Genomic DNA, 23,303 nt, shown 5'->3' with positions numbered 1-23,303 from the left:
TTATTTTAACTTTGCAAATCTAATACGTTATTTCAAGTATCTATGAATAGAGATCTTACCGCATATCGAAAATCTTATGAAAAAAGTTTTTTGGAAGAAAAAGATCTTCCTGAATCTCCATTTACTCTTTTTTCTAAATGGTTTAAAGAGGTTGAAACCGCAGGTGGAGTAGAAGAGGCGAATGCAATGACAATAGCTGCAATCGGATCTGATGGTTTTCCTAAAACACGAATTGTATTATTGAAGCATTTTGATAAAAATGGCTTCGTTTTTTATACAAATTATAATTCAGAAAAAGGAAAGGCTATTGCTGGTAATAATAAGGTTTGTATTTCTTTTTTTTGGCCAAATCTCGAAAGACAAGTTATTGTTAAAGGTATTGTGCAAAAAATAGGAGAGGAAGCTAGTACTCGTTATTTTTTATCTCGTCCCAGAGGAAGCCAATTAGGCGCTTTGGCATCTTGTCAAAGTGAAGTGATTTCATCCAGAGAATCTCTGGAAAATAGATTAGAAGCTTTAGAAAAACAGTATGCAGAAAAAGAAATACCTAAACCAGAATTTTGGGGTGGTTATTGCATACATCCTACTCAATTTGAGTTTTGGCAGGGTAGAGCAAATAGACTACATGATCGAATAAGATTTATTGAGCAAAATGATAATAATTGGTCTATGGATAGGTTATCTCCTTGAAATAAATTTATCAAAGTATTATTGGAATAAAAAAGCAGGAAATTTACATTATAACAAAACTAGATCTTCTATTTTTTTGGTATTGATCTTCAGAACAATCATCACCATCTTTACAATTATTAACTGGTCTGCTTTCTCCAAAACCAACATAAGAAAGAATTCTGTTTTCAGAAATATTTTTACTTAATAAATAGTTATATATCGATTCAGCTCTTTTTTGAGAAAGAGTAAGATTGTAGTTTTCATTACCTCTACTGTCGGAATGAGTCTCAATTTTAATTATCATATCAGGGTAGTCATTATTCATGATTTTAACTACCTTATCTAGTTCAGATTCTGCTTTTTCAGTGATATCCCATTTGTCAAAATCAAAATAGATCTCATTTAAGTTAATAAGATCATTAATTGTCTTGCTTAATGTTGCATTAGATTTTAAAAATGATTTATCTGGTTTTGCTTTTGAAGGTACAATACCTTCTGGAGAAACACCTCCACTTTCTGTATTATTAGATTTTTTTACTTTATCAGTTTCTCCAGGGATTAATGCAGCAAATTCATTTTCCATTCTTTTTTTAGGAATAGATGCCAGACGATTAGCATTCGGGCAATTGAGAGTACTAATATCTATAGCTAATTTAAACTGATAATAATCTGGTAAGTCGCAAGAATTAATATGGTTATATCCTTTAGAGTATTTTACAGTTTCGTTTAGTGTGCCGTTAAATTCTGCGGTAACAGGCTGATCAACCACCATTATATCATCTAAAGTATTAATAGATTCACAACCCGTATCTACAATTACATTATAGCTAATTTTAAAAGGTTCACTATCCGTTTTCATCATTTTATTAGGTACTGTAAAATTCAAAGTTCTTGATTCTTTATCAAATTTTACTTTTATTTTTTTGGAAGGCAGTACTATAGATTTTTCTGAATATATTACATTTTTAGGTAAAACATCCTTAATAACTGTATTCTTAGCATTGTCATTACCATCATTGTATATAGTAAGATTATATGTTATTTCTTGATTGGGAACTAAAAGATCATCAGGATGTATGTAGCTATTGGTAGCAGTATATTTTGATCTTTTTACAATATGAATTGATGGTTCATATATTTCAACGCTAAAAGCAACTGCTATAACAGAATAACCATCATTGTTAGTTAGTAGCCTAAATTTTGCTTCTGTTTGATTGTTACCTATGATGCTGTTTCTTATATTTTTAATGTCAAACAAATCAGCATCATACCCTAAGGTATTTTGACTAGCAGGTACTCTGGATGTAATATTTTTACCATTTTCAGTAATATTTGCATTAAAAAAATTATTCATTGGATTAATGCCATCTGCAAGACTTTTGTATTTATTAGTTTCGTTAGACATGACCTGAAAACGATCTCCAATAATACCCTTGTCTCCTTCATAGGCTATAACGCCTATTTTTCCATGAACGGCGCCATTAGGTATAGTTTGAAAATTGTTAAAAGAAAAAGCGACAGGTTTTGCTTTAGAATCAATATTTACGAAGCCATCATAAATATAAAATCTTTTTCGCGGTTTAGTATCATCTTGATAAATAACTACCATTGTCCAACCTCCAGCAAGTCCATTTCCTAAAGTAGCATCGTTATTCACAGATGTAGTAGTAGCAGGAATATTAGCAACGGTATATGTTCCTAGTGGATTTTTTAAATTTAATATATCGGCAGTTATGTCTTTGTAACAAGAATATTGTTGAAACAAAGATTCATCATCATTATAATAATCATGAATTATTTCTCCGTTTTTAATAGTAGTATATGATTCTTTTCCCGGATATTTTATTTTAATAGAAGTAATATCATGTTCTCGATCTACATCTGCATAAGCAGCAGTCCAGTATAATCCAACATGTTTTATAGTATTGCAATTAGAATCGATATTAAAATCTGCACTACTGGAGTTAAAAGTTGATGGATCATTGTCAATATCAATAAAACCCATTTTAAATTGATTATTTAACCCACCATCATTATAGCTTTTATTTGGATCAAATACATTAGATCCATCATCATTACTGATTTTACCTAAAATAGTATTAGAAACAAACTTAAAATCTCCTTTAAGGGTAAATTCTGTACGTTTTTTCAAAGGTACCTCTACTTGACTGTATGCAATTGAAGAAACAAAGCAATATATAGATATTAGCAGTGATAAATTTTGAAAACTATTTTTTTTTATTTTTTTTGTAATAAATTTTTCCACTTTATTGTTTTTAACGACCCTAAATACTATTATGATAAATCTGTGTTCATAATGTTTTGGGAGAAACACTTTTGATTTAAGGGAAAACCGTATGTAAATTTATATTTTAACATTTAATTATAGTAGAAAAAAATGATGTTTTCGATGTAAATATCGTTTTTACCGATTAAAATCATGTATATATAGTGTTCATTTTCATTAAATTAGAAGTTTTTGTGTTCTTTATTAACAACTATTTGTTAGTAAAATATTTATTTAGAATTAAAAGAATCTATCTAGATGGAGAATACAGACAAAATATATATTTTTATATTCTTATATTGAGATTTGTAAAATCGAATTCTTAAACTTGTATAAAATAACTTCATTTTTATAAAAACAGTATCAAATTCATGAAAACTTTATATATAATTAGACATGCAAAATCTTCATGGGGGTTTGATTTACCAGATGATAAAAGACCGCTTAATGAAAGAGGAGAGAGAGATGCAGAATTAATAGGTAAAGAGCTAAAAACACTAGTGAAACCAGTAGACAGAATTTTGTGTAGCCCAGCGGAAAGAGCATATAACACAGCAAAGATCATTAGCTATCAGCTAAATATATCTGAAGATATATTTGTTTTAGAACCAGATCTTTATGATTTTGAAGGGTCTAAAGTTATTAATGTTATCAAAAACTGTACAGATACAATTCAAACTTTAATGATATTTGGACATAATCATGCTTTTACTTCCGTAGCAAATTTATTAGGAAATACATATATAGATAACTTACCTACTTCGGGGGTAGTTGCTATAGAATTTGAAACGGAGAAATGGAAAGATATAAATGTAGGAAAAACCCTATTAACTATTTTTCCTAAATCACTTAAATAATGCCAGAAAAATATACAAATCAATATATTAATAGAGAATTAAGTTGGTTACAATTTAATGCAAGAGTACTACAAGAGGCCTCAGATAATACAGTGCCTCTATTAGAAAGATTACGTTTCATAGGGATCTTTTCTAATAATTTGGATGAATTTTTTAAAGTTAGGTATGCTACAATTAAAAGAATAGATCTTGCAGGGAAAGATGGAAAAAATGTTCTGAAAGGAACAACAGCAAGTAAATTATTAGAAAAAATAACAGCAATAGTTATAAAACAACAGGAAGAGAGTCTTAAAATTATAGATGTAATAAAAGAAGAACTTAAACAAAGAGACATTTTTATTATCGATGAAAATCAAGTAACTCCTGATCAGGATGCATTTATACGTAATTATTTTGTTGCTAAAGTTAGCCCTGCTCTTGTAACTTATATTCTTAATGATTTAGAAAAATTCCCTCATTTAAAAGATAGTGTAGCTTATCTAGCAGTAAAATTGGTGCTCAATGATAAAATTCCTAAAGAAGGAAGGATTTCAAAAATATTACAACAAACTACTAAAGAAAAAATATATGCACTAATCGAGATTCCTAAAAACACAGATAGATTTGTGGTGCTTCCTGAAAAAGAAGGTAAACAATATATTATTATTTTGGATGATTTAATTAGATACTGTATGCATATAAACTTTAGTATTTTTAATTACATCAGTGCCTCTGCACATATGATTAAAATAACTAGAGATGCGCAGTTAGATTTTGATAATGATCTAAGTAAGAGTTTTATACAGAAAATTTCAAGTAGTGTAAAATCTAGAAGAGATGGTGAGCCAGTTCGATTTGTCTATGATCAAACTATAGAAAAGGATACTCTTGGTTTTTTAATGGATAAAATGGGGGTAGATAATACAGATAGTATTATACCAGGAGGTAGATATCATAACCGAAGAGATTATATGGATTTTCCAGATCTTGAGGATGAAAGTTTAGTATACCAACAATTAAAACCTTTAGCAATACCAGATCTTGTTTTACAAGGTAGTTTACTAGATAAAATAGCTAAAAAAGACTTTTTGCAATATACACCATATCATACATTTTCTTATACCGTAAAATTTTTAAGAGAATCAGCTATTGATCCTAAAGTAAAAAGTATTAAAATAACTATATATAGATTAGCAAATATATCGCATATCGCCAGTTCTCTTATAAATGCAGCAAAAAATGGTAAAAATGTTTTGGTACAGATCGAATTGCAAGCACGTTTTGATGAAGCTGCAAATATTCGCTATGCAGAACAAATGCAAAGAGAGGGAGTAAATCTAATTTTTGGGGTTACAGGATTAAAAGTACATTGCAAAGCCTGTGTTATTGAAAGGGAAGAAGCAGGAAAACTTAAAAGATATGGGTTTATAAGTACAGGTAACTTTAATGAATCTACAGCAAGAATCTACACAGACTACACTTTATTTACAACAAATGAAGACATTTTAAAAGAGACAAATAGAATTTTTAAATTTTTTGAAATAAATTATAAAACATACCGATATAAACATTTATTGGTTTCTCCTCACTATACAAGATCATCCTTGATAAAATTAATAGATAAAGAGATTAAAAATATAAACGAAGGTATACCTGCAAGTATTAAACTTAAATTGAATAGTTTAAGTGATTATGACATGATCGATAAACTATATGAAGCAAGTAGAGCAGGAGTAAAAATAGATCTAATTATTCGTGGTATATGTTGTTTGATTCCAGGAATCCCTGGGATGAGTGACAATATTAGAGCTATAAGTGTGATAGATAAATTCTTAGAACACCCAAGGCTATATATATTTCAAAATGGAGGAAATCCAAAAGTATACATATCTTCTGCAGATTGGATGACTCGTAATTTAGATAGAAGAGTAGAAATATCTTGCCCAATTTATGACGAAGATATTAAATTGGAATTAATGGATACTTTTAGCATATGCTGGAGCGATAATGTCAAGGCTAGAAAACTTTCTAAAAATCAGGATAATGCGTACATTAGAAACGATAAAGAAAAAGTAAGGTCGCAAATAGCAACTTATAACTATTACTTAAAAAAACTTGGAAATTAATTATTTTGTTAACTATAGAAAAATATGGAGCTATTGATATAGGCTCTAATGCAGTAAGATTATTAATAAGTAGTGTTCATCAAGAAGATGGTATGACTACTAGATTTAAAAAAACAAGTCTAGTTCGTGTACCAATTCGTCTTGGAGAAGACGTTTTTAAATCTAAAAGAGTATCTCAGGAAAATATCACAAGAATGATTGATGCTATGCAAGCATACCAACTCTTAATGAAAACTCATAAAGTAGTTAGATATAAAGCTTGTGCAACATCGGCCATGAGAGAAGCTGAGAATGGAGAAGAAATTGTACAACTTATAAAGGAAAAAACAGGAATTCAGATACATATCATTGATGGTAAAGATGAAGCAGCAATAATTGCAATGACAGATTTACATCAATTAATAAATACCGATGCAACCTATTTATACGTAGATGTAGGTGGTGGTAGTACAGAATTTACATTATATCATAATGGTAATAATATTACCTCTAGATCTTTTAAACTAGGAACAGTAAGATTACTTAATAATCTGGTTTCTGAACAAGTATGGAAAGATGTGGAGTATTGGATAAAAGAAAATACAGAAAATTATAATAGAATAGCATTAATTGGATCTGGAGGAAACATTAATAATATTTTTAAAAATAGTGGAAAAAGCATGGGCAAACCGTTATCTTTTCTGTATCTAAGTTCTTACTATAAATTACTTAATTCTCTAACATATGAAGAAAGAATTTGGCAGCTTAATTTGAATCAAGATAGAGCAGATGTTATAGTGCCCGCGGTTCGAATATATCTTTCTGCAATGAAATGGAGTAGTGCAAGAGAAATTCATGTACCAAAAATCGGATTATCTGATGGTATCATAAAATCATTATACAATGAAAAACTAAATAATCGATAAAAAACTATATTCAATACCTTTAAACGATTTTAAAAAGATTATATAGCTAGAACTTATAATTTATCGTTATAATTCTATTATTTTGTATTAAATTGTATTCGTAATAAAACATTAATATACTATGAGAAAAAAAATACTATTTCTAGCTACTTTCTTTATATTTGGAACATTACTATCTAATGCTCAGGAAGCTTCCTATGGGATAAGAATAGGAGCAAATCTTAGTTCGATTAATTCTAATGATATCCCTAAAGATCTTGAAGATAGTAGATTTGGAATTATTGTAGGTTTTTTAGCAGAGTACCCTGTAACAGAAAAATGGAGTGTTCAGCCAGAATTTCAATATTCATCTCTAGGGAACGATGATAAATCCTTAAATGTAGATTATCTACAAGTACCAATTTTTCTTAAGTATAATTTTTCAGATTTGTTTAATATTCATATTGGCCCTCAGGTCGGGCTTAAAATCTGGGAGTGGGAAGATGATAATATAATTGAAACTAAGTTTAATACCTTTAATATAGCTGCAATTGGTGGGATTGGTGTAAATATAACAGAAAACTTTTTTGCTGATTTACGCTATGGTTTTGGATTATCTAATATAATTGATGACAAAAATATTCCTGAGGGAGCAAAAGGAAATACCAGAAATATTCAACTTTCGTTTGGTTATAAACTATAGTATTTAATAATAATACAATATTTATTTTAGCATAGACCTTTAAAAGTCTATGCTATTTTTTTATCCATACTAATTACTATAGCTAGGATTTATTAGTTTATAATAATTAAAAAAACTCTTTTTTAGTATAATGTTTTTTTTTTGATAGTTTATTAGCGCTCGATTTTTTAAACCGTTAATTAGATTATTTGTAGTTACTCTGGATGTCCTAATATAATTTGCTAATTCATCTTGATTAAAAGGAGAATTTATGATTATGGTCTCGTTAAGGAAATCTGAAGAGTATTCAAACTTTTCTTTAAATTCAATGATGGCATTAATTAACCTTAATTCTGTAGACCTTATTTGTAGTGTCTTTATTCTCTTCTCGAGCTCAGAGTATTCCAGATTTAAGATGCATAAAAGATCTTTGTATAAAAAATTTTTGTTTTTAATTATATTGTAAATATCATTTATTTCAAACTCATAAATTTTTGTTTTTGAAGATAAGGATTCAGAATAAAATAAAGAGTATGTATTACCAAAAATAATATCCACTCCAAAAATTTGGTTCTTCGCTAATAAAACAGGAATTATCTCTTCTCCGTTAGTAGTCATACTGCATATTTTTACTACTCCTTCTTTAATAAGGTAGATTTTTTCAGAAAAGCATTTATTATTTTTTATAATCTCATTTTGTTTATAAAATTTACAGGTATACTTCTCTTTCTTTATTAGAATATCTAATAGTTCCAGATTCATTTTGTTGTTGAGTTTAGTTATGTTAATCATAATAAACTGTTAAAATGAAGTAATATTATTGTTTTTTCATTTCTTTCTTAATGTTATTCCATAAAATTTATGAGTTATACCAGTATTTTGATAATATTCATAAATAAATAAAAAAAGATTTTGTGTTAGATTTTTTATATCCAGAATGACAATACGAATCTAATTTCGGTATAGAATTTTAACCCTTAATTAGCACAAAATCATGAAGCTTACAGATTTAAAATATAAAGACAATCTTGATGCACATAGCACAATTATTAATTTCTCTTCTTCTGAGATTTTATTAAATAAATTATAAACCGAATAGATTTTTTTAGCAATGGAAACATCAGTTTCTCACGATATTTCTGAAGCAGGAATACGTGACACCTTTGGGTCTATACCCTTAGTGCCAGGCGATACTTTTCTAAAACATAAAACTACAAATCTATCATTATCAGATCAATATCTTTTTCAAAGGTTTGGACAAGGCCCTATAACAAGAATACCATACCGATGTATACACCACGCATTTGAAGCAAATGCAAGAGTAAATCCAAATAATATAGCCGTTCATCATTTAAAAGAAAAAATTAGTTATAAAGAGTTGAATAATCAGGCTAATTTACTTGCCTTAGAACTTATAAAAAACGGGGTTCAAAAAGGAGATAATGTTGGTTTATTTGTACAACGGTCAATACCAATGGTAGTTGGTATATTAGCAATTTTAAAAGCTGGAGCAGCCTATGTTCCACAGCATATTGGATTAGCTAAAGAAGAACAACTGCGATATGTAGTTAAATCTGCGTCTATAGATGTAATATTAACATTATCAGAATATGAAGATTTAGTTCCTGTAATAGAGAACAAAAAACAGATATGTATAGATAGTTTTCTAAAATCTAATAAAAATACTAAAGAACAAATAAAACTACCCAATGTAGAGGTAACAGAAAATGATGTTTGTTATATAATTTTTACTTCGGGAACTACGGGAGATCCTAATGGAGTGCAGGTTACGCATAGCAATACATGTAATATTCTACTTACTGCCCCAGGAAATTTAGGAATGAGACCAGGATTAAAAGTAGGGCAAATACTAAGTATTGCCTTTGATATGTCTGTATGGGAAATTCTGGGAAGTCTTGCTAACGGGGCCACTTTAGTTATCAGAGGAAAAAATATTCAAGAAACAGTAAGTGAGGTAGATGTAGTAATTTCTACTCCAACCATTCTAAGTTCACTAGATATTGAGTTGTGTAAAAACGTTAGAGTAGCAATAGTTGCAGGAGAGCCATGCCCCAGAGTTCTTGCAGAAAAATGGTCTTCATTTTGTGCTTTTCATAATTCATGTGGTCCAACAGAAATTACGATAATTAACACGGTAAAACGTTTTTTCCCAACAGATGAATTACTAACAATAGGAAAACCTACCCCTAATAATACGGTATATATACTAAACGAAGATTTAACTCCTTGTGCAATAGGTGAAGTTGGAGAAATGTGGGCAGGAGGTCTTTGTGTAACTAAAGGATACATAAACAATGAAGCTCTTACAAATGAAAGATATTTAGAAGACCCATTTCTTGGGCAAGGAAAAAAGATGTTTAGAACAAGGGATTTGGGAAGATGGACTTTAGATGGTGAACTTGAACATTTAGGGAGAACAGATGATCAGGTAAAGATATGTGGTTTTAGAGTAGAACTAGATTCTGTTTCTTCTATAATTGAAAAAATGCCAGAGAGTAAAAGAGCAATTACTTTAAAAAAAGATAACAGAACATTAATATCCTTTGTTAGTCCAGAAACCGTAGATAGCGAAAAAGTAAAAGAGGTTGTAGGGGAAGTATTACCATATTATTGCGTACCCGCCATAGTGTTAACAATGAAAGAATTGCCAATGACCAATAGAGGAAAAATTGATAAAAGAAAATTACTAAATAGTATTTCTCAATATGAATCACCAATGGATACAGAAACAATAATTGAAGACCAAAAGATAAAAGAAGTAAGTCAGATTCCTGATTTAGAAAAAATACAATTACCTCCTCAAAAAAAATCTTTTAGTAGGATGTGGAAAGGAGAAAAGCTTATGCATTATTATAGATTATTTGCTTTGCTTTTGGCAACTAATGTAGGAATCTTGATTTATGGAATAACAGAAGCAGGATGGTGGTCTGCAGAGAACATAAGATTAGATGTAATATCAAAAATAGCATTAATAAATTTTACTATCGGGATTCTCATTAGGCAACAATATATTATCAATTTTTTATTTTGGGTAGCAACTAGCATACCTACTAGTTGGCCGCTATCTATAAGGCGAAGAGCAGGAAAAGTGTATCATTTTGGAGGAATCCATATAGGAGGTACAGTAAGTGGAACCTTATGGTTTATGATCTTTATGGGGTCTTTGTATTATGATTTTTTTAATAGCTTTAATACACAGCCTAAAAGCATAGCGCTTTTATGGATTACATCAGTTCTTACAGGAATTTTGATTTATATGATCATCATGGCTTTGCCAAAAATAAGAGCAAAATTTCATAATAATTTTGAAAAAACACATCGTTTTGGAGGATGGAGTGCTCTAGTTTTATTCTGGGTACAAATAATTTTAATAACCAAACAACAGAACTCTCAAATAAGTTTTTCAGAAGCCCTATATACCTCATTTAGTTTCTGGATGTTAGTTCTGATTACGATTAGTATTGCTCTACCATGGTTGCGTCTTAAAAAAGTAAAAGTAGATATAACAAGACCATCTAACCATGTTATTTTGGCTAGATTTAATTATGGAGAAACTCCTTTTGCTGGTTCTTCTACAGCAATAAGTAGAGATCCATTGATGGAATGGCATTCCTTTGCAAACGTACCAGAACCTGGTAGAGAAGGATTTAGATTAACAATTTCTCGTGCGGGAGATTGGACAGGAGATCTTATAGATGATATGCCAAAACATTTATGGGTAAAAGGTATAACAACCGCAGGAGTAGGAAATGTAGATAAATTATTTAAGAAAGTTATATGGGTAGCCACAGGTAGTGGTATCGGACCATGTTTACCACATCTTTTTTCACAAGAGACTCCTGCTCGTTTAATATGGGCAACACGAAACCCAAGAAAAACGTACGGAAATGAGTTAGTAGATGAAATTCTTGAATCACAACCAGAAGCATTAATATGGGATACCGACGCACATGGAAAACCAGATATGGTAAAGCTGGCATATAAAGCATATAAAGACTTTAATGCCGAGGCCGTAATCTGTATTTCTAATAAAAAACTTACCTGGCAAGTAGTCTACGGTATGGAAAGCAGAGGGATCCCTGCTTATGGAGCGATTTGGGACTCCTAAGAAACTGCAAACAGTAACACAAAATCAACTTTTTATACAATAACGCATAGTAAAATCTACAAATATTATAAAGTCTTTCTTTTAAAATAAGAAAGACGGTAGGAGATACTATGCAAAAATGAAACCTATGAATATTAAAATCGAACAAAGAAAACGGGTGGCGATTATAACTTTAGATCGTCCAAAAGCATTAAATGCACTAAACACAGCATTAATGCAAGAAATGGTATCTGTAATGCAAAAACTGGATAAAGATCCAGAAGTTGGGTGTTTTGTGATCACTGGGTCAGAAAAAGCATTCGCAGCAGGAGCAGATATAAAAGAAATGAAGGATAAATCCTATTTGGATATGTTTCATGAAGATTATTTTGCTGGATGGGAGGCTTTTACGTCCATAAGAACCCCAAAAATAGCTGCTGTATCAGGGTATGCTCTCGGAGGCGGGTGCGAATTAGCTATGATGTGTGACATTATTTATGCTTCAACAACTGCAAAGTTTGGGCAACCAGAAATCAAGCTAGGCGTAATACCGGGAATTGGAGGTACACAAAGACTAACCAAAATGGTCGGTAAAACCAAAGCAATGGATTTAATTCTAACAGGTCGATTAATGAATGCAGAAGAAGCAGAGCGATCGGGATTGGTGTCTAGGGTAATACCATCAAATAAGTTAATAGAAGAGTCTTTACAAGCCGCAGAACTAATTGCGTCTTACAGTAAAACCACTGTAATGATAGCTAAAGAAGCTGTAGATAGAGCTACCGAATTAAGCCTTCGAGAAGGAGTACTTTATGAAAGAAGAGTATTTCATGCCTTATTCGCAACAGAGCATCAAAAGGAAGGCATGCAGGCTTTTGTAGAAAAAAGAACGCCAGATTTTAGTAAATCTAATCAAACACAAACCATTCAAACATTTTAATTATTAAAACTTATTTAAAAGAAATCATATCATGAAAAAAATCATAATACTATTTGTAGCATTATTTATGCAATATAGCTTGATACAAGCACAAGAAGAAACCAAACAAGAGACTAAAAAGAAAGCAAATCTAGCAGTTAAGGTTATACAAAATAGTGTAGCCGGTTTCTCCCCATTATTTGTTGGAAGTTTTGAAACCAATAAAAATTTTGATATTACTTTTTATAGTATGTTCTGGACAAATACTTCTTTCGGAAATGTAAATTCTGGAAGCGATCAATTATTAGAAACAGGAATGGGTCTAGGGTTTAAAGCAGCAGATAATAAATTATATTTAAATCCTGGAATAGGATTAGCACACGGAAAATTCTTTTCTACCTTAGAAGGAACCCAGATAGCAGAAGCTGTTATTCCTAATTTTTTCTTAGCATATCATGACAATATTTTTGATATAGAAGGGTATGTTGCCTACTATAAATCTATTCGGGATAGAGAAACAATCGATACAAGAGATTTGTTTTTATTATGGGCAGCTCCTGGAGTAAACATAAGTAAAAGAGTAGTTGTAGGAGCCTTTTTTGAGGAATTAGCATTCATGAATTTAGAAAATAAAACAGTTGGTAATAAAAACACACAAGTATATAGATTTTTAGGGCCATCTGTTAAACTAAAATTAGATAATGGAATGGCATTTAGATTCTCTGGTGGAGCAAATCTGGTTTCAGATGTTGGTGCTTCAGACGAATTTTATAAAGTATCGGCTTTCATTCCTTTTTAAAAACTAGAAACATCAATTCTTAAATAAAAATAGTTTGAAAGCCCGTTTTCACAGTTCAGGTTTTTATAGTAATCTAAAATGTGATGTAATGAATAAGGCTATCCAACGATAGCCTTATTCTATTTAGTACTATATATATCTTTATGTTTATCCGTGGATAGTTTCTTTTTTACTAAGATCTTTCATCATATTAGCTTCAAAAATTAATAAATCCTGCCATTTTTTATCAACTTCCTCTCGGTCGCCGTATTGACGAGCAAAGTTTAAAAACATGGTATAGTGATTCGCTTCACTTACCATCAAACTTCGATAAAAATCTGCCAATTCTGGATCTTCTAGCTCTTCAGATAATAATTTAAATCGTTCACAACTTCTGGCTTCAATTAGTGCAGCATATAATAAGCGATGAACGAGTTGCGTTGTTCTACTACCTCCTTTTGGAAAAAAAGTGACTAATTGTAATACATACTCGTCTTTTCTATCTCTTCCTAAAACCCATCCACGGGCTATAATTTTGTCATGCACCATTTTAAAATGGCTAATTTCTTCTTTTACTAACTTAGTCATCTCCTGTACCAACTCGGTGTATTCAGGAAAACTAACAATAAGGGATATTGCAGTAGAAGTAGCCTTTTGTTCACAATAAGCATGATCTGTAAGGATTTCTTCAATGTTTTTTTCTACAATATTAACCCATCTAGGGTCGGTAGGAAGTTTTAAGCCTAGCATGGTTCTGATAGTTTTTAATAATAAATACAAATTTATGAAGTAACTTAGTATAGAACTAAGATTCGAAAGAAAATATTAATTCTTTTATTTAAAAATTAAAAATGAACTTCTAATGCTTATTCGAAGCAACCTAATAGATCTTTATTCATCTTATTTTAAAATAAATTAAAATGAATTATAAAAAAATAATTGGTTTCATTGTAATATTTGGAAGTTTAGCGTGTAATAGTGATGATAGTAATAATACAAATAGTTGTGATCAATTAGTTATAATTAGTTCAGAACAATATGATGAATCTAATGGCAACCTGTCTATAAATAATTTAAAAATAGAGGAAGATTGTTTAAGAATTAATTTCAGTTCTAGTGGCTGTAGTGGCGATACCTGGGAAGTAAAACTTATTGATTCTGAAGAGATATTGGAATCAGATCCACCACAAAGAAATTTGAAAGTGTCTTTAAAAAATGAAGAACTTTGTCAGGCTGTTATTACAAAAGAAATAACATTTGGTATTAGTGAGTTAAGGGTCGAAGAAACTAAAATCTTATTAAACATAAAAAATTCTGATGATAAACTGCTTTATGAGTATTAAAAAGACATATTATTTTTTAAGTTTTACTAGAAGATCTAATTTTTTGAATCTTCTTCAAAAAGAAAATATATTTTGAGAATCATCATTCATGCATAAATTTACTATGTTATTGATTAAAAAGACAATATTATATATCCAAATCAAAAGAAGAGCGTAATTTGTCTATGAGTGGATTTTTTTCTCGAAGTTTTTCATATTTATCTTGCGGGGTAAACGCATACTTTTTGGAAGCCTCTTCATTTACTGTTATCTTTAGTTCAATACTATAATTGTCTAATTTTTTATATAGAAATTGTAATAATCCAGCTTGTGCACTTTCTAAATCCACTTTCATCGATTGGTTAGGCAGTTCTAGCATAATAGCACCATCTTGTAGGGAAGGTATATTCATGGCGAACATAGAGCCAATTATACGTTCTCCTTTTTTATCTTGCATTTTGCCATATTCCACCCAGGCAGCTTGCATTTCAGATTCTGTAAATTCTTCAGTAGGTAGATTTTTTGGATCTACTATTTTTTCCTCTTTATTTTCTTCATGTTCTTTTTTCTTTCTAATACTACTTAAAGATAATCCCGAAGTCTTTCTTTCTCGTTGTATTAAAAGATTTTTTTTCTCTTGAACTACAGGTTGAGATATTGTACTGTTAGAATTTTCTATAGGAGTAGAAGTAGAGGTACCTTTTTTAACCGTTTCTTGGTTGGTCGAAGATGTTGGTGTTTCTTCTTTATGTTCAATAGAAGTAGAAACTATCTCTTGTTTTTTAACAGTCTCTACTTTTTCTAAAGCTTTTTCTTTTACTTCAGAAGAAATTTTAATAGCCTTAATTCCTTTTTCTTTAAAATAAGAAGGTGGAATTATGTAGGGTTGGTCATTTTTTTTTTCTCCATCCGTAAGGATAGAGGCAAGCTGCATTAAGCATAATTCGACCAGTAGTCTCTGATTTCGGCTGGTTTTGTATTTTAGATCACAATCGTTAGCGAGATCAATACCTTTAATAAGAAACTCATGTGGAGATTTCTTAGATTGCTCAAAATATTTGGTTTTGGTTTGTTCTCCTACTTCGAGTAGATGTATAGTAGCTTGGTTTTTACAAACCAATAAGTCTCTAAAATGAGATGCCAAACCAGATATAAAGTGATGCCCATCAAATCCTTGAGCTAGAATTTCATTAAATTCTAAGAGTAATTGCGGAATATTATTGTCGATTATTAAATCGGTTGCTGTAAAATAGGTTTCATAATCTAATACATTTAGATTTTCGGTAACAGCTTGTCTAGTAAGGTTTTTTCCACTAAAACTAACTACTCTGTCAAATATAGATAAAGCATCTCGCATTGCTCCATCTGCTTTTTGAGCGATAATCTGCAATGCATCCTCATCTGCATTAATTCCTTCCTGCTTGGCTACCTGCATTAAATGATTTTTCGCATCTGTAACGGTAATTCGCTTAAAATCAAATATTTGACAACGTGATAAAATAGTTGGAATTATCTTATGTTTTTCTGTAGTTGCTAAAATAAAGATAGCATGTTTAGGTGGTTCTTCTAAGGTTTTTAAGAACGCATTAAAGGCTGCTTGCGAAAGCATATGTACCTCATCTATAATGTACACTTTATATTTTCCGACTTGAGGGGGGATTCGTACCTGATCTATAAGGCTTCGAATATCATCAACAGAGTTATTAGAAGCAGCATCCAGTTCGAAAATATTAAAAGCAAAATCTTCGTCAGGGTTTTCGTTTCCATCCTGATTAATTGTTTTTGCCAAGATTCTGGCACAAGATGTTTTTCCAACACCACGAGGTCCTGTAAATAATAATGCCTGAGCCAAATGATTGTTATCTATGGCATTAAGCAAAGTATTTGTAATAGCTTGCTGTCCTACAACATCCTTAAAGGTTTGTGGTCTGTATTTACGGGCCGATACTATAAAATGCTCCATCGCTACAAAGTTAAAAATTGCCTAGAAATAATGAATTTTAGCTTTCGATTTTTATTGTTAGTTATTAACATCCAAAAAATAATTCATAATTCAGATTTGAAATCTTATAATTATGATACTTTTGCAGCAAAGCAGATCACCTTATCGCTGTTCGCTTTAGCGAAGAGAGGAAAGTCCGGACACCATAGCACAGTATAGCGGGTAACACCCGTCCGTCGTAAGACGAGGACAAGTGCAACAGAAAGTATGTACAGATAATGCTGTAGTGAAACCAGGTAAACTCTATACGGTGCAACGCCATGTAAACCAGCTTTTGAGGGTTGTGCGTCCAATGTTGGAGGGTAGGCGGTTGGAGCCAGTAAGTAATTACTGGCCTAGATAAATGATAAGGACTTTGATTTATTAAAGAACAGAATCCGGCTTATGATCTGCTTTTTCTTTTCTTGTATAAGTTTTTTACAAATCCTTTAACAAAATCCAATACTAATTTTCTTGTACCTTGTACCACAAGAAAAATTATTTGAATGAAAATTGCTATTGTTTGTTATCCTACTTTTGGGGGTAGTGGTGTTGTGGCTACAGAATTAGGAATTGCGTTGGCTAAGTTAAATCATGATGTACATTTTATAACTTATAAACAACCGGTTCGTCTAAATCTTTTAAGTCCTAATATTCATTTTCATGAAGTATCGGTACCTAAATATCCTCTTTTTCATTATCAACCTTATGAATTGGCATTGTCTAGTAAGTTAGTAGATACTATTAAAAAATATGAAATTGATGTTCTTCATGTACATTATGCCATTCCTCATGCATACGCAGGGTACATGGCAAAAAAAATGTTAGAAGAAGAAGGTATTTATATTCCTATGGTAACAACGCTACATGGTACAGATATAACTTTGGTAGGAAATCACCCGTTTTATAAACCAGCGGTTACTTTTAGTATAAATAATAGTGATATAGTTACTTCGGTTTCTGAGAGCCTTAAAGAAGATACTTTACGTTTGTTTGATATTAAAAAAGAGATTGAAGTAGTACCAAATTTTATTGATATAAGTCAAAGAAAAACAAGTTTTACAGATTGCCAACGAGAATTAATGGCGCTTCCTGAAGAACGTATTGTAACGCATATAAGTAATTTTAGAGCAGTAAAACGCATCACAGATATAGTGGATATATTTTATAATATTCAGAAAAAAATGCCTGCAAAATTATTAATGGTAGGAGAGGGGCCAGAACGTAAATCTGCTGAAAAAAAATGCAGAGAGTTAGGGATTAAAGATAAAGTGGTATTTTTTGGAAATAGTAATGAGATTGATAAAATACTTTGTTTTTCAGATTTGTTTTTACTTCCATCAGAAAGAGAAAGTTTTGGATTAGCTGCACTAGAGGCAATGGTTAATAAAGTACCCGTAATATCTAGTAATGCAGGAGGAATACCAGAGGTAAACAATCATGGGGTTTCGGGATATCTAAGTGAGGTTGGTAATATAGAAGAAATGTCTGAAAATGCTATTCGAATTTTAGAAGACGACACTATACTTAATGTCTTTAAGGAGAATGCTTATAAAGAAGCTGAACGATTCGATGTAAATCAAATCGTTCCTAAATATATTGCTTTGTATGAAAGGGCATTAGCAATACATTAGGAACGATAGGTTTTTTTTAATGTCTCGTGAAATAATTTCGAGACTGTTGGTTTTATAGAGAATTATTAAAACTGGTAACGAACTCCTAGTCCGATATCAAAATCCAGATCATCATCGTTGTCTCCAAAACCAATTTCTGGTCTAAAATCTAAAGAAAGTAATAAAGGAAAGTCGAAATTGTACTCGATACCGATATCACCTGCTATAAAAAAATAGGTTTCGCTTCTGTTGTCTCTTAAAAATCTATCATTGTCATAATCTACAAATACAAGACCTCCTCCTGGACCAACATACCAGTTAAATCCTTTATCAATATTAAATACCCATTGATAAATACCTGCAATTTTTACAGCATCTCCATAATTAAAATCTCTCCATCCCAAGTCAAATTCCAATCTGTTAGAATCTCCCAAACCTAACTGATAAGAAGCTTCGACTCCAAAGCCATCATCGTCTCCTAAACGAAGCCCTAATGCATGTTTAGAGATTTCTTGTGCTTTTACGGCGCTAACAGAACCTAGTAAGAAAATAGCGAAAATTAAAATACGTTTCATCATAGTAAATAGTTTAATTTTTAATTCTCGAATATAACGTCACAAATTCCCTCTTCTGTAAACTAAAGCCTTAAATTTTTGTTAATATTAAGATTGTTCATTTTGTTGCCGCATATCAGTGCTTTCAAATATTTTATCAGCGGAGTCTGCAATAAATCCATTAAAAGTAATCCCATCTGCATTTTTGTAGCGATAAGAAAACTCATAATAACAAGATGTAATTTCTTTAACGTTTTCCTCAAATTTAACAGTAACAATATCTGCTAAAATACTGGATTGCTCTAACAATTGAGAAGGAGAACCTTTTATCTCCCCACCAGAAATATTCATTTTAAACCCATTTTCTTTAAGAAAGTCATTAACTTGAGGTAAATTTTCAAAAGTATCTAACTTATTAACGTCTACAGTAAAGTGATTTGAGCAAAATCCATTAACATACATCCATGCGGCATATTCTGAAGCAGAAAGAAGTTTTTGATAAATATCAAAGGATGGATTAGACCATATTCTTCCTTTTAAAATAAGATCTTCTTCTAAAAATATTTTAGGATCGACAGTGCCTAAAACACCTTTTACAATATCACGTAATTCTACAGAAAACTCTTCTAAAAGTAATTCACTGATAAATATTTTAGGTGCATTAGGATCACTTTTATGTTCAAAATGTTTTGCATATAACTTTTTAGCTTTAAAAAAATATTCTTCTTTAAATTCATAACCTAAAGCAATAAATGGTTTAGCCAAGACATCAATATTTACTCTAGGGTCATTAAAAGTACGTATTGCAATATGATCATTAAAAACAGTGTTACCTTCTGTTTCGAATAAAGTTTTAATTTTTTGTGCAGAAGGAGTCTTTTCTGTATACTGTTTCCAAAGTTCCTCAAAAAAATATGTCAAATTCATCTTGATTATGTTTTTATATGCTACAAAATTATTAGTTTTGACTATCATTTTATATATGAATGCTTATATTGCTATTTATTAGATGTTTTTTATGTCAAATTGATTTAATTGAGTTGCTGTAGTATCATTTTGACATTTAATTTTTTAATTTTTTGATTAGTATGAATCATTTTGATTATATAGACCAGCAAATATTATTGCAAATAAGAGAAGATGCAAGAAAACCTTTCTCACAAATAGCAGATAATTTAAAGATTTCAAATTCTTTAGTACACCAAAGGATTAAGAAACTAAAACAACAAGGAGTTATACAAAAGGCAGAGTTTATTGTCGATGAGAAACGAATTGGTTTTAAAACCAAATCTTATGTTGGAATTACTCTTAAGGAAGCACGATATGCATCAGATGTTGTAGAGGGGTTAAAAAAAATACCCGAAATATTAGAGTGCAGTTATGTTTCTGGGCAACACGCAATTTTCTTTCTTATTTTTGCATACGATAACCAACATTTACGAAAAATATTATACGATCAGGTACATCAAATTGAAGGTGTTGCTGGAACGGATAGCTTTATTTGTTTTGATACTAATTTTAAAAGACAAGTTTCTTTAGATTCATTAGGGAAAAAAAATACTTATGATGGATAAAGGTTTATGGTTTTCTTTACAAAAAGAACTAGAAGGAGAATTAGAGTTTGATGAGTTAATTAAATCTTTATATGCTACCGATGCATCTGTATATCGTAGGATTCCTGCTGCGGTTGCTTTTCCAAAATCTACAAAGGATTTAAAAAAGATAATTTCATTTGCTTCTAATAACAAAATAGGGCTTATTCCAAGAACAGCGGGTACCTCTCTTGCAGGGCAATGTGTAGGGGATGGAATTGTAGTAGATGTTTCTAAGTATTTTACTAAAATAATCTCGATAGATAAAGAGAAAAAGACAGTAATAGTTGAGCCAGGTGTAATTAGAGATGATCTTAACCGATTTTTAAAACCACTGGGTTTATTTTTTGGCCCCAATACATCTACCTCTAATCGTTGTATGATTGGAGGTATGGTTGGTAATAATAGTAGTGGTACAACCTCTATACAATATGGTATTACGAGAGATAAAGTTTTAAAACTAAATACTATTTTATCTGATGGAAGTGAGGCTGTGTTTTCTGAATTATCAAGAGAGGAGTTTGATTTTAAAAAAGAATTAAATTCTTTGGAAGGAAAGATTTATAAACATATATATCAAGAACTTTCTCCTAAGGCTATTCAAGAACAAATTACACATAATTTTCCTAAGCCTGAAATTCACAGGCGTAATACAGGGTATGCCATTGATGAGTTGATAGATTCTAGTGTTTTTTTGGATACTGCTACACCATTTAATATGTGTAAACTTTTGTCGGGTAGCGAAGGCACGTTGGCGTTTACCACAGAGATCACATTACAATTAGATGATTTGCCACCTCAGCAATCATTAATGATTGCTGCACATTTTAAAAGTATAGAGGATTGTATGAAGGCTGTAGTGCCTGTTATGCAACATTCTCTATATACTTGTGAAATGATGGATAAAACCATTTTGGACTGTACAAAGAACAATATCGAACAATTTAAAAACCGATTTTTTATTGTAGAGGATCCAGAGGCTATTTTAATGTTAGAGCTTAGGGCAGAGGATATAGAGGATTTAACAAAACAAAAGCAAGAATTATTAAAAACACTTGAAGACTCTGGGCTAAGCTATGCAAATCCTATCTTACAAGGATCAGAAATTAATCAAGCATTAGAACTTAGAAAAGCAGGATTAGGATTATTAGGCAACATTGTAGGGGATAAAAAAGCTGTTGCTTGTATTGAAGATACCGCAGTGGCAATATCTGATTTGGCTAATTATATAGAGGAATTTAGCAATTTGATGAAATCGTATGAGCAACAAGCAGTATACTATGCACATGCAGGAGCAGGGGAAATTCATCTTAGACCAATTCTGGATCTTAAAAAAAGCGAAGATGTAATTTTATTTAAAAAGATTACAGATGAAGTTGCTTCTTTAGTGAAAAAATATAAAGGTTCTATGAGCGGTGAGCATGGGGATGGTATTGTAAGAGCAGGGTATATTCCTTTTATGATAGGAGAAGAGAATTACCAGATATTAAAAGATCTGAAAAGAACTTTTGATCCATATAATATTTTTAATCCAGGTAAGATTGTAGATGCATACCCTATGGATCAACAATTACGATATGAAATAGATAGAGAAGAGCCAGAGATCTCTACATTACTTGATTTTAGTGATTCATTAGGTATTCTTAGAGCTGCAGAAAAATGTAATGGAAGTGGAGATTGCAGAAAATCTGTAGAAGCAGGAGGAACCATGTGCCCTAGTTATAGAGCTACTAGAAATGAAAAAGATACTACCCGAGGAAGAGCAAATGCTTTACGAGAGTTTTTAACGAATAGTGAAAAACCAAATAAGTTTAATAATAAAGAGCTAAAAGAAGTTTTAGACCTTTGTATTAGTTGTAAAGGTTGTTCTGGTGAATGCCCATCTAATGTAGATATGGCAACTCTAAAAGCGGAATTTGAATACCAATACCAAAAAGAAAATGGAGTATCCATGCGTACCAGATTATTTGCAAATTCTAATAGGTTAAATGAGTTTGGAAGAATTGCTCCGGGAATAACCAATTTTTTCTTTAAAAATAAATTAACTTCTGGGCTTTTAAAATCTGGGTTAGGGATTGCTAAAAATAGAGATTTACCATTGTTAAGTAAACAATCTTTGCGTAATTGGTGTACCCAAAATCTAGAGAAAATACAACCAGAAAAACCGATAAAAACTATTTATTTTTTTATAGATGAATTTACAAATCATCTGGATGCAGAAATAGGCATAGACGCAATTTTGGTGCTTACTAGATTACAATATAAAGTTAAAGTAGTAGATCATAAAGAAAGTGGACGAACTTTTATCTCTAAAGGAATATTAGAAAAAGCACAAGCACTTGCAAACCATAATATAGATGTTTTTGGTGATTTAATAACCAATGAGACTCCATTAATAGGATTAGAGCCATCAGCAATTCTTACTTTTAGGGATGAATATTTAAGATTAGCAAAGGATAAAGAAAAAGCAAAATCTATAGCAGCACATACATTTTTAATTGATGAATTTTTATACAATGAAATACAAAGTAAGAATATAAATCCTGATCAATTTATTAAAGAACAAAGGACTATTAAATTGCATGGACATTGTCATCAAAAAGCATTATCCAGTATCCATAATACCTTTACAGTACTAAACTTGCCCGAAAATTTTAAGGTAACTATAATACCATCTGGATGCTGTGGTATGGCGGGGTCTTTTGGGTATGAAAAAGAGCATTATGACATTAGCATGCAAATAGGAGAACAAACCTTGTTTCCAGCAGTTAGAAATACTCCAGATAGTGTTATTATTGCAGCAGTAGGGACAAGTTGTAGGCATCAAATAAAGGATGGTACTAAACGCGAATCACAACACCCCATAAGTATTTTGAAGAATGCACTATTATAAGAGATAGTATGTGATTTTATTTAAGAATTGAATTAAAAAAAGGCACTAAGCCACGA

General features: G+C 30.9%; 18 protein-coding genes and 1 other RNA gene. 13 read left to right on the top strand and 6 right to left on the bottom strand.

Annotated elements, in window-relative coordinates:
• Positions 1–42: 42 nt before the first annotated feature.
• Positions 43–690 (top strand): pyridoxamine 5'-phosphate oxidase, encoded by a 648-nt coding sequence (pdxH, locus tag H527_RS0101880; protein ID WP_027411136.1) that lies wholly within the window; start codon positions 43–45, stop codon positions 688–690.
• Positions 691–733: 43 nt separating this feature from the next.
• Here pdxH and H527_RS0101875 read toward each other — a convergent pair whose 3' ends face one another.
• A complete protein-coding gene (locus H527_RS0101875; RefSeq protein ID WP_155837786.1) occupies positions 734–2,824 on the bottom strand; it encodes an OmpA family protein in 2,091 nt (696 codons plus the stop codon).
• A gap of 506 nt (positions 2,825–3,330) precedes the next feature.
• Between H527_RS0101875 and H527_RS0101870 the strand changes: the two genes are divergently transcribed.
• The 4 genes from H527_RS0101870 to H527_RS0101855 all read left to right on the top strand — a co-directional run bounded on the left by H527_RS0101870 (position 3,331) and on the right by H527_RS0101855 (position 7,508).
• Positions 3,331–3,816, top strand: coding sequence for a SixA phosphatase family protein (locus tag H527_RS0101870; RefSeq protein WP_027411134.1), 486 nt, complete (start codon positions 3,331–3,333; stop codon positions 3,814–3,816).
• Positions 3,816–5,921 (top strand): polyphosphate kinase 1, encoded by a 2,106-nt coding sequence (gene ppk1 / locus H527_RS0101865; protein WP_027411133.1) that lies wholly within the window; start codon positions 3,816–3,818, stop codon positions 5,919–5,921. The genes H527_RS0101870 and ppk1 overlap by 1 nt, the downstream gene beginning before the upstream one ends.
• A gap of 5 nt (positions 5,922–5,926) precedes the next feature.
• Positions 5,927–6,826, top strand: a complete 900-nt coding sequence (locus tag H527_RS0101860) for a Ppx/GppA phosphatase family protein (RefSeq protein WP_027411132.1) — start codon at positions 5,927–5,929, stop codon at positions 6,824–6,826.
• Positions 6,827–6,947: 121 nt separating this feature from the next.
• Positions 6,948–7,508, top strand: coding sequence for a porin family protein (locus H527_RS0101855; protein ID WP_027411131.1), 561 nt, complete (start codon positions 6,948–6,950; stop codon positions 7,506–7,508).
• 69 nt (positions 7,509–7,577) lie between these two features.
• Here the strand turns inward: H527_RS0101855 and H527_RS0101850 are convergent, their stop codons facing one another.
• Positions 7,578–8,279 carry a Crp/Fnr family transcriptional regulator gene (locus H527_RS0101850; protein WP_155837785.1) on the bottom strand — a complete coding sequence of 234 codons (702 nt, stop codon included), beginning with the start codon at positions 8,277–8,279 and terminating at the stop codon, positions 7,578–7,580.
• A 319-nt stretch (positions 8,280–8,598) separates the two neighbouring features.
• Between H527_RS0101850 and H527_RS24365 the strand changes: the two genes are divergently transcribed.
• The 3 genes from H527_RS24365 (at position 8,599) to H527_RS0101835 (ending at position 13,313) form a co-directional block, all read left to right on the top strand.
• On the top strand, positions 8,599–11,616 hold the full coding sequence (locus H527_RS24365) for an amino acid adenylation domain-containing protein (RefSeq protein ID WP_211235721.1): 3,018 nt from the start codon (positions 8,599–8,601) through the stop codon (positions 11,614–11,616).
• A gap of 127 nt (positions 11,617–11,743) precedes the next feature.
• A complete protein-coding gene (locus H527_RS21190) occupies positions 11,744–12,535 on the top strand; it encodes an enoyl-CoA hydratase (protein WP_051316601.1) in 792 nt (263 codons plus the stop codon).
• Between the two features lie 31 nt (positions 12,536–12,566).
• Entirely contained in the window at positions 12,567–13,313 is a 747-nt protein-coding gene (locus tag H527_RS0101835) for a DUF6733 family protein (protein WP_027411129.1), read from the top strand.
• A 147-nt stretch (positions 13,314–13,460) separates the two neighbouring features.
• Here the strand turns inward: H527_RS0101835 and H527_RS0101830 are convergent, their stop codons facing one another.
• Complete coding sequence (locus tag H527_RS0101830) at positions 13,461–14,042, bottom strand: MiaE family protein (RefSeq protein WP_027411128.1); 582 nt, start codon at positions 14,040–14,042, stop codon at positions 13,461–13,463.
• A gap of 170 nt (positions 14,043–14,212) precedes the next feature.
• On the opposite strand from H527_RS0101830, the gene H527_RS0101825 reads away from it, so the two are divergent.
• Complete coding sequence (locus H527_RS0101825) at positions 14,213–14,635, top strand: hypothetical protein (protein WP_027411127.1); 423 nt, start codon at positions 14,213–14,215, stop codon at positions 14,633–14,635.
• A gap of 127 nt (positions 14,636–14,762) precedes the next feature.
• Here H527_RS0101825 and H527_RS0101820 read toward each other — a convergent pair whose 3' ends face one another.
• Positions 14,763–16,577 (bottom strand): DNA polymerase III subunit gamma/tau, encoded by a 1,815-nt coding sequence (locus tag H527_RS0101820; RefSeq protein ID WP_027411126.1) that lies wholly within the window; start codon positions 16,575–16,577, stop codon positions 14,763–14,765.
• A gap of 128 nt (positions 16,578–16,705) precedes the next feature.
• Here H527_RS0101820 and rnpB point away from each other — a divergent pair.
• Positions 16,706–17,016: RNase P RNA component class A (rnpB, locus tag H527_RS23000), an RNA gene on the top strand.
• Positions 17,017–17,101: 85 nt separating this feature from the next.
• The gene (gene bshA, locus H527_RS0101815) at positions 17,102–18,229 is read left to right on the top strand and encodes an N-acetyl-alpha-D-glucosaminyl L-malate synthase BshA (protein ID WP_027411125.1); all 1,128 of its coding nucleotides are present in this window, start codon (positions 17,102–17,104) and stop codon (positions 18,227–18,229) included.
• 65 nt (positions 18,230–18,294) lie between these two features.
• On the opposite strand, the gene H527_RS0101810 is transcribed toward bshA, so the two are convergent.
• Positions 18,295–18,783, bottom strand: a complete 489-nt coding sequence (locus tag H527_RS0101810; protein WP_027411124.1) for a hypothetical protein — start codon at positions 18,781–18,783, stop codon at positions 18,295–18,297.
• An 87-nt stretch (positions 18,784–18,870) separates the two neighbouring features.
• Complete coding sequence (locus H527_RS0101805; RefSeq protein ID WP_027411123.1) at positions 18,871–19,689, bottom strand: DUF1338 domain-containing protein; 819 nt, start codon at positions 19,687–19,689, stop codon at positions 18,871–18,873.
• Positions 19,690–19,850: 161 nt separating this feature from the next.
• On the opposite strand from H527_RS0101805, the gene H527_RS0101800 reads away from it, so the two are divergent.
• Both H527_RS0101800 and H527_RS0101795 read left to right on the top strand, forming a co-directional pair.
• Positions 19,851–20,336 carry an Lrp/AsnC family transcriptional regulator gene (locus H527_RS0101800; RefSeq protein WP_035087149.1) on the top strand — a complete coding sequence of 162 codons (486 nt, stop codon included), beginning with the start codon at positions 19,851–19,853 and terminating at the stop codon, positions 20,334–20,336.
• Positions 20,329–23,247, top strand: coding sequence for an FAD-binding and (Fe-S)-binding domain-containing protein (locus H527_RS0101795; protein WP_027411121.1), 2,919 nt, complete (start codon positions 20,329–20,331; stop codon positions 23,245–23,247). The genes H527_RS0101800 and H527_RS0101795 overlap by 8 nt, the downstream gene beginning before the upstream one ends.
• Positions 23,248–23,303 lie beyond the last annotated feature (56 nt).

The sequence above is a fragment of the Aquimarina muelleri DSM 19832 genome (assembly GCF_000430665.1).
Classification (GTDB): domain Bacteria; phylum Bacteroidota; class Bacteroidia; order Flavobacteriales; family Flavobacteriaceae; genus Aquimarina; species Aquimarina muelleri.
The sequence above is the reverse complement of the archived record's forward strand: the minus strand, read 5'-3'. Positions and strand labels throughout refer to the sequence as shown.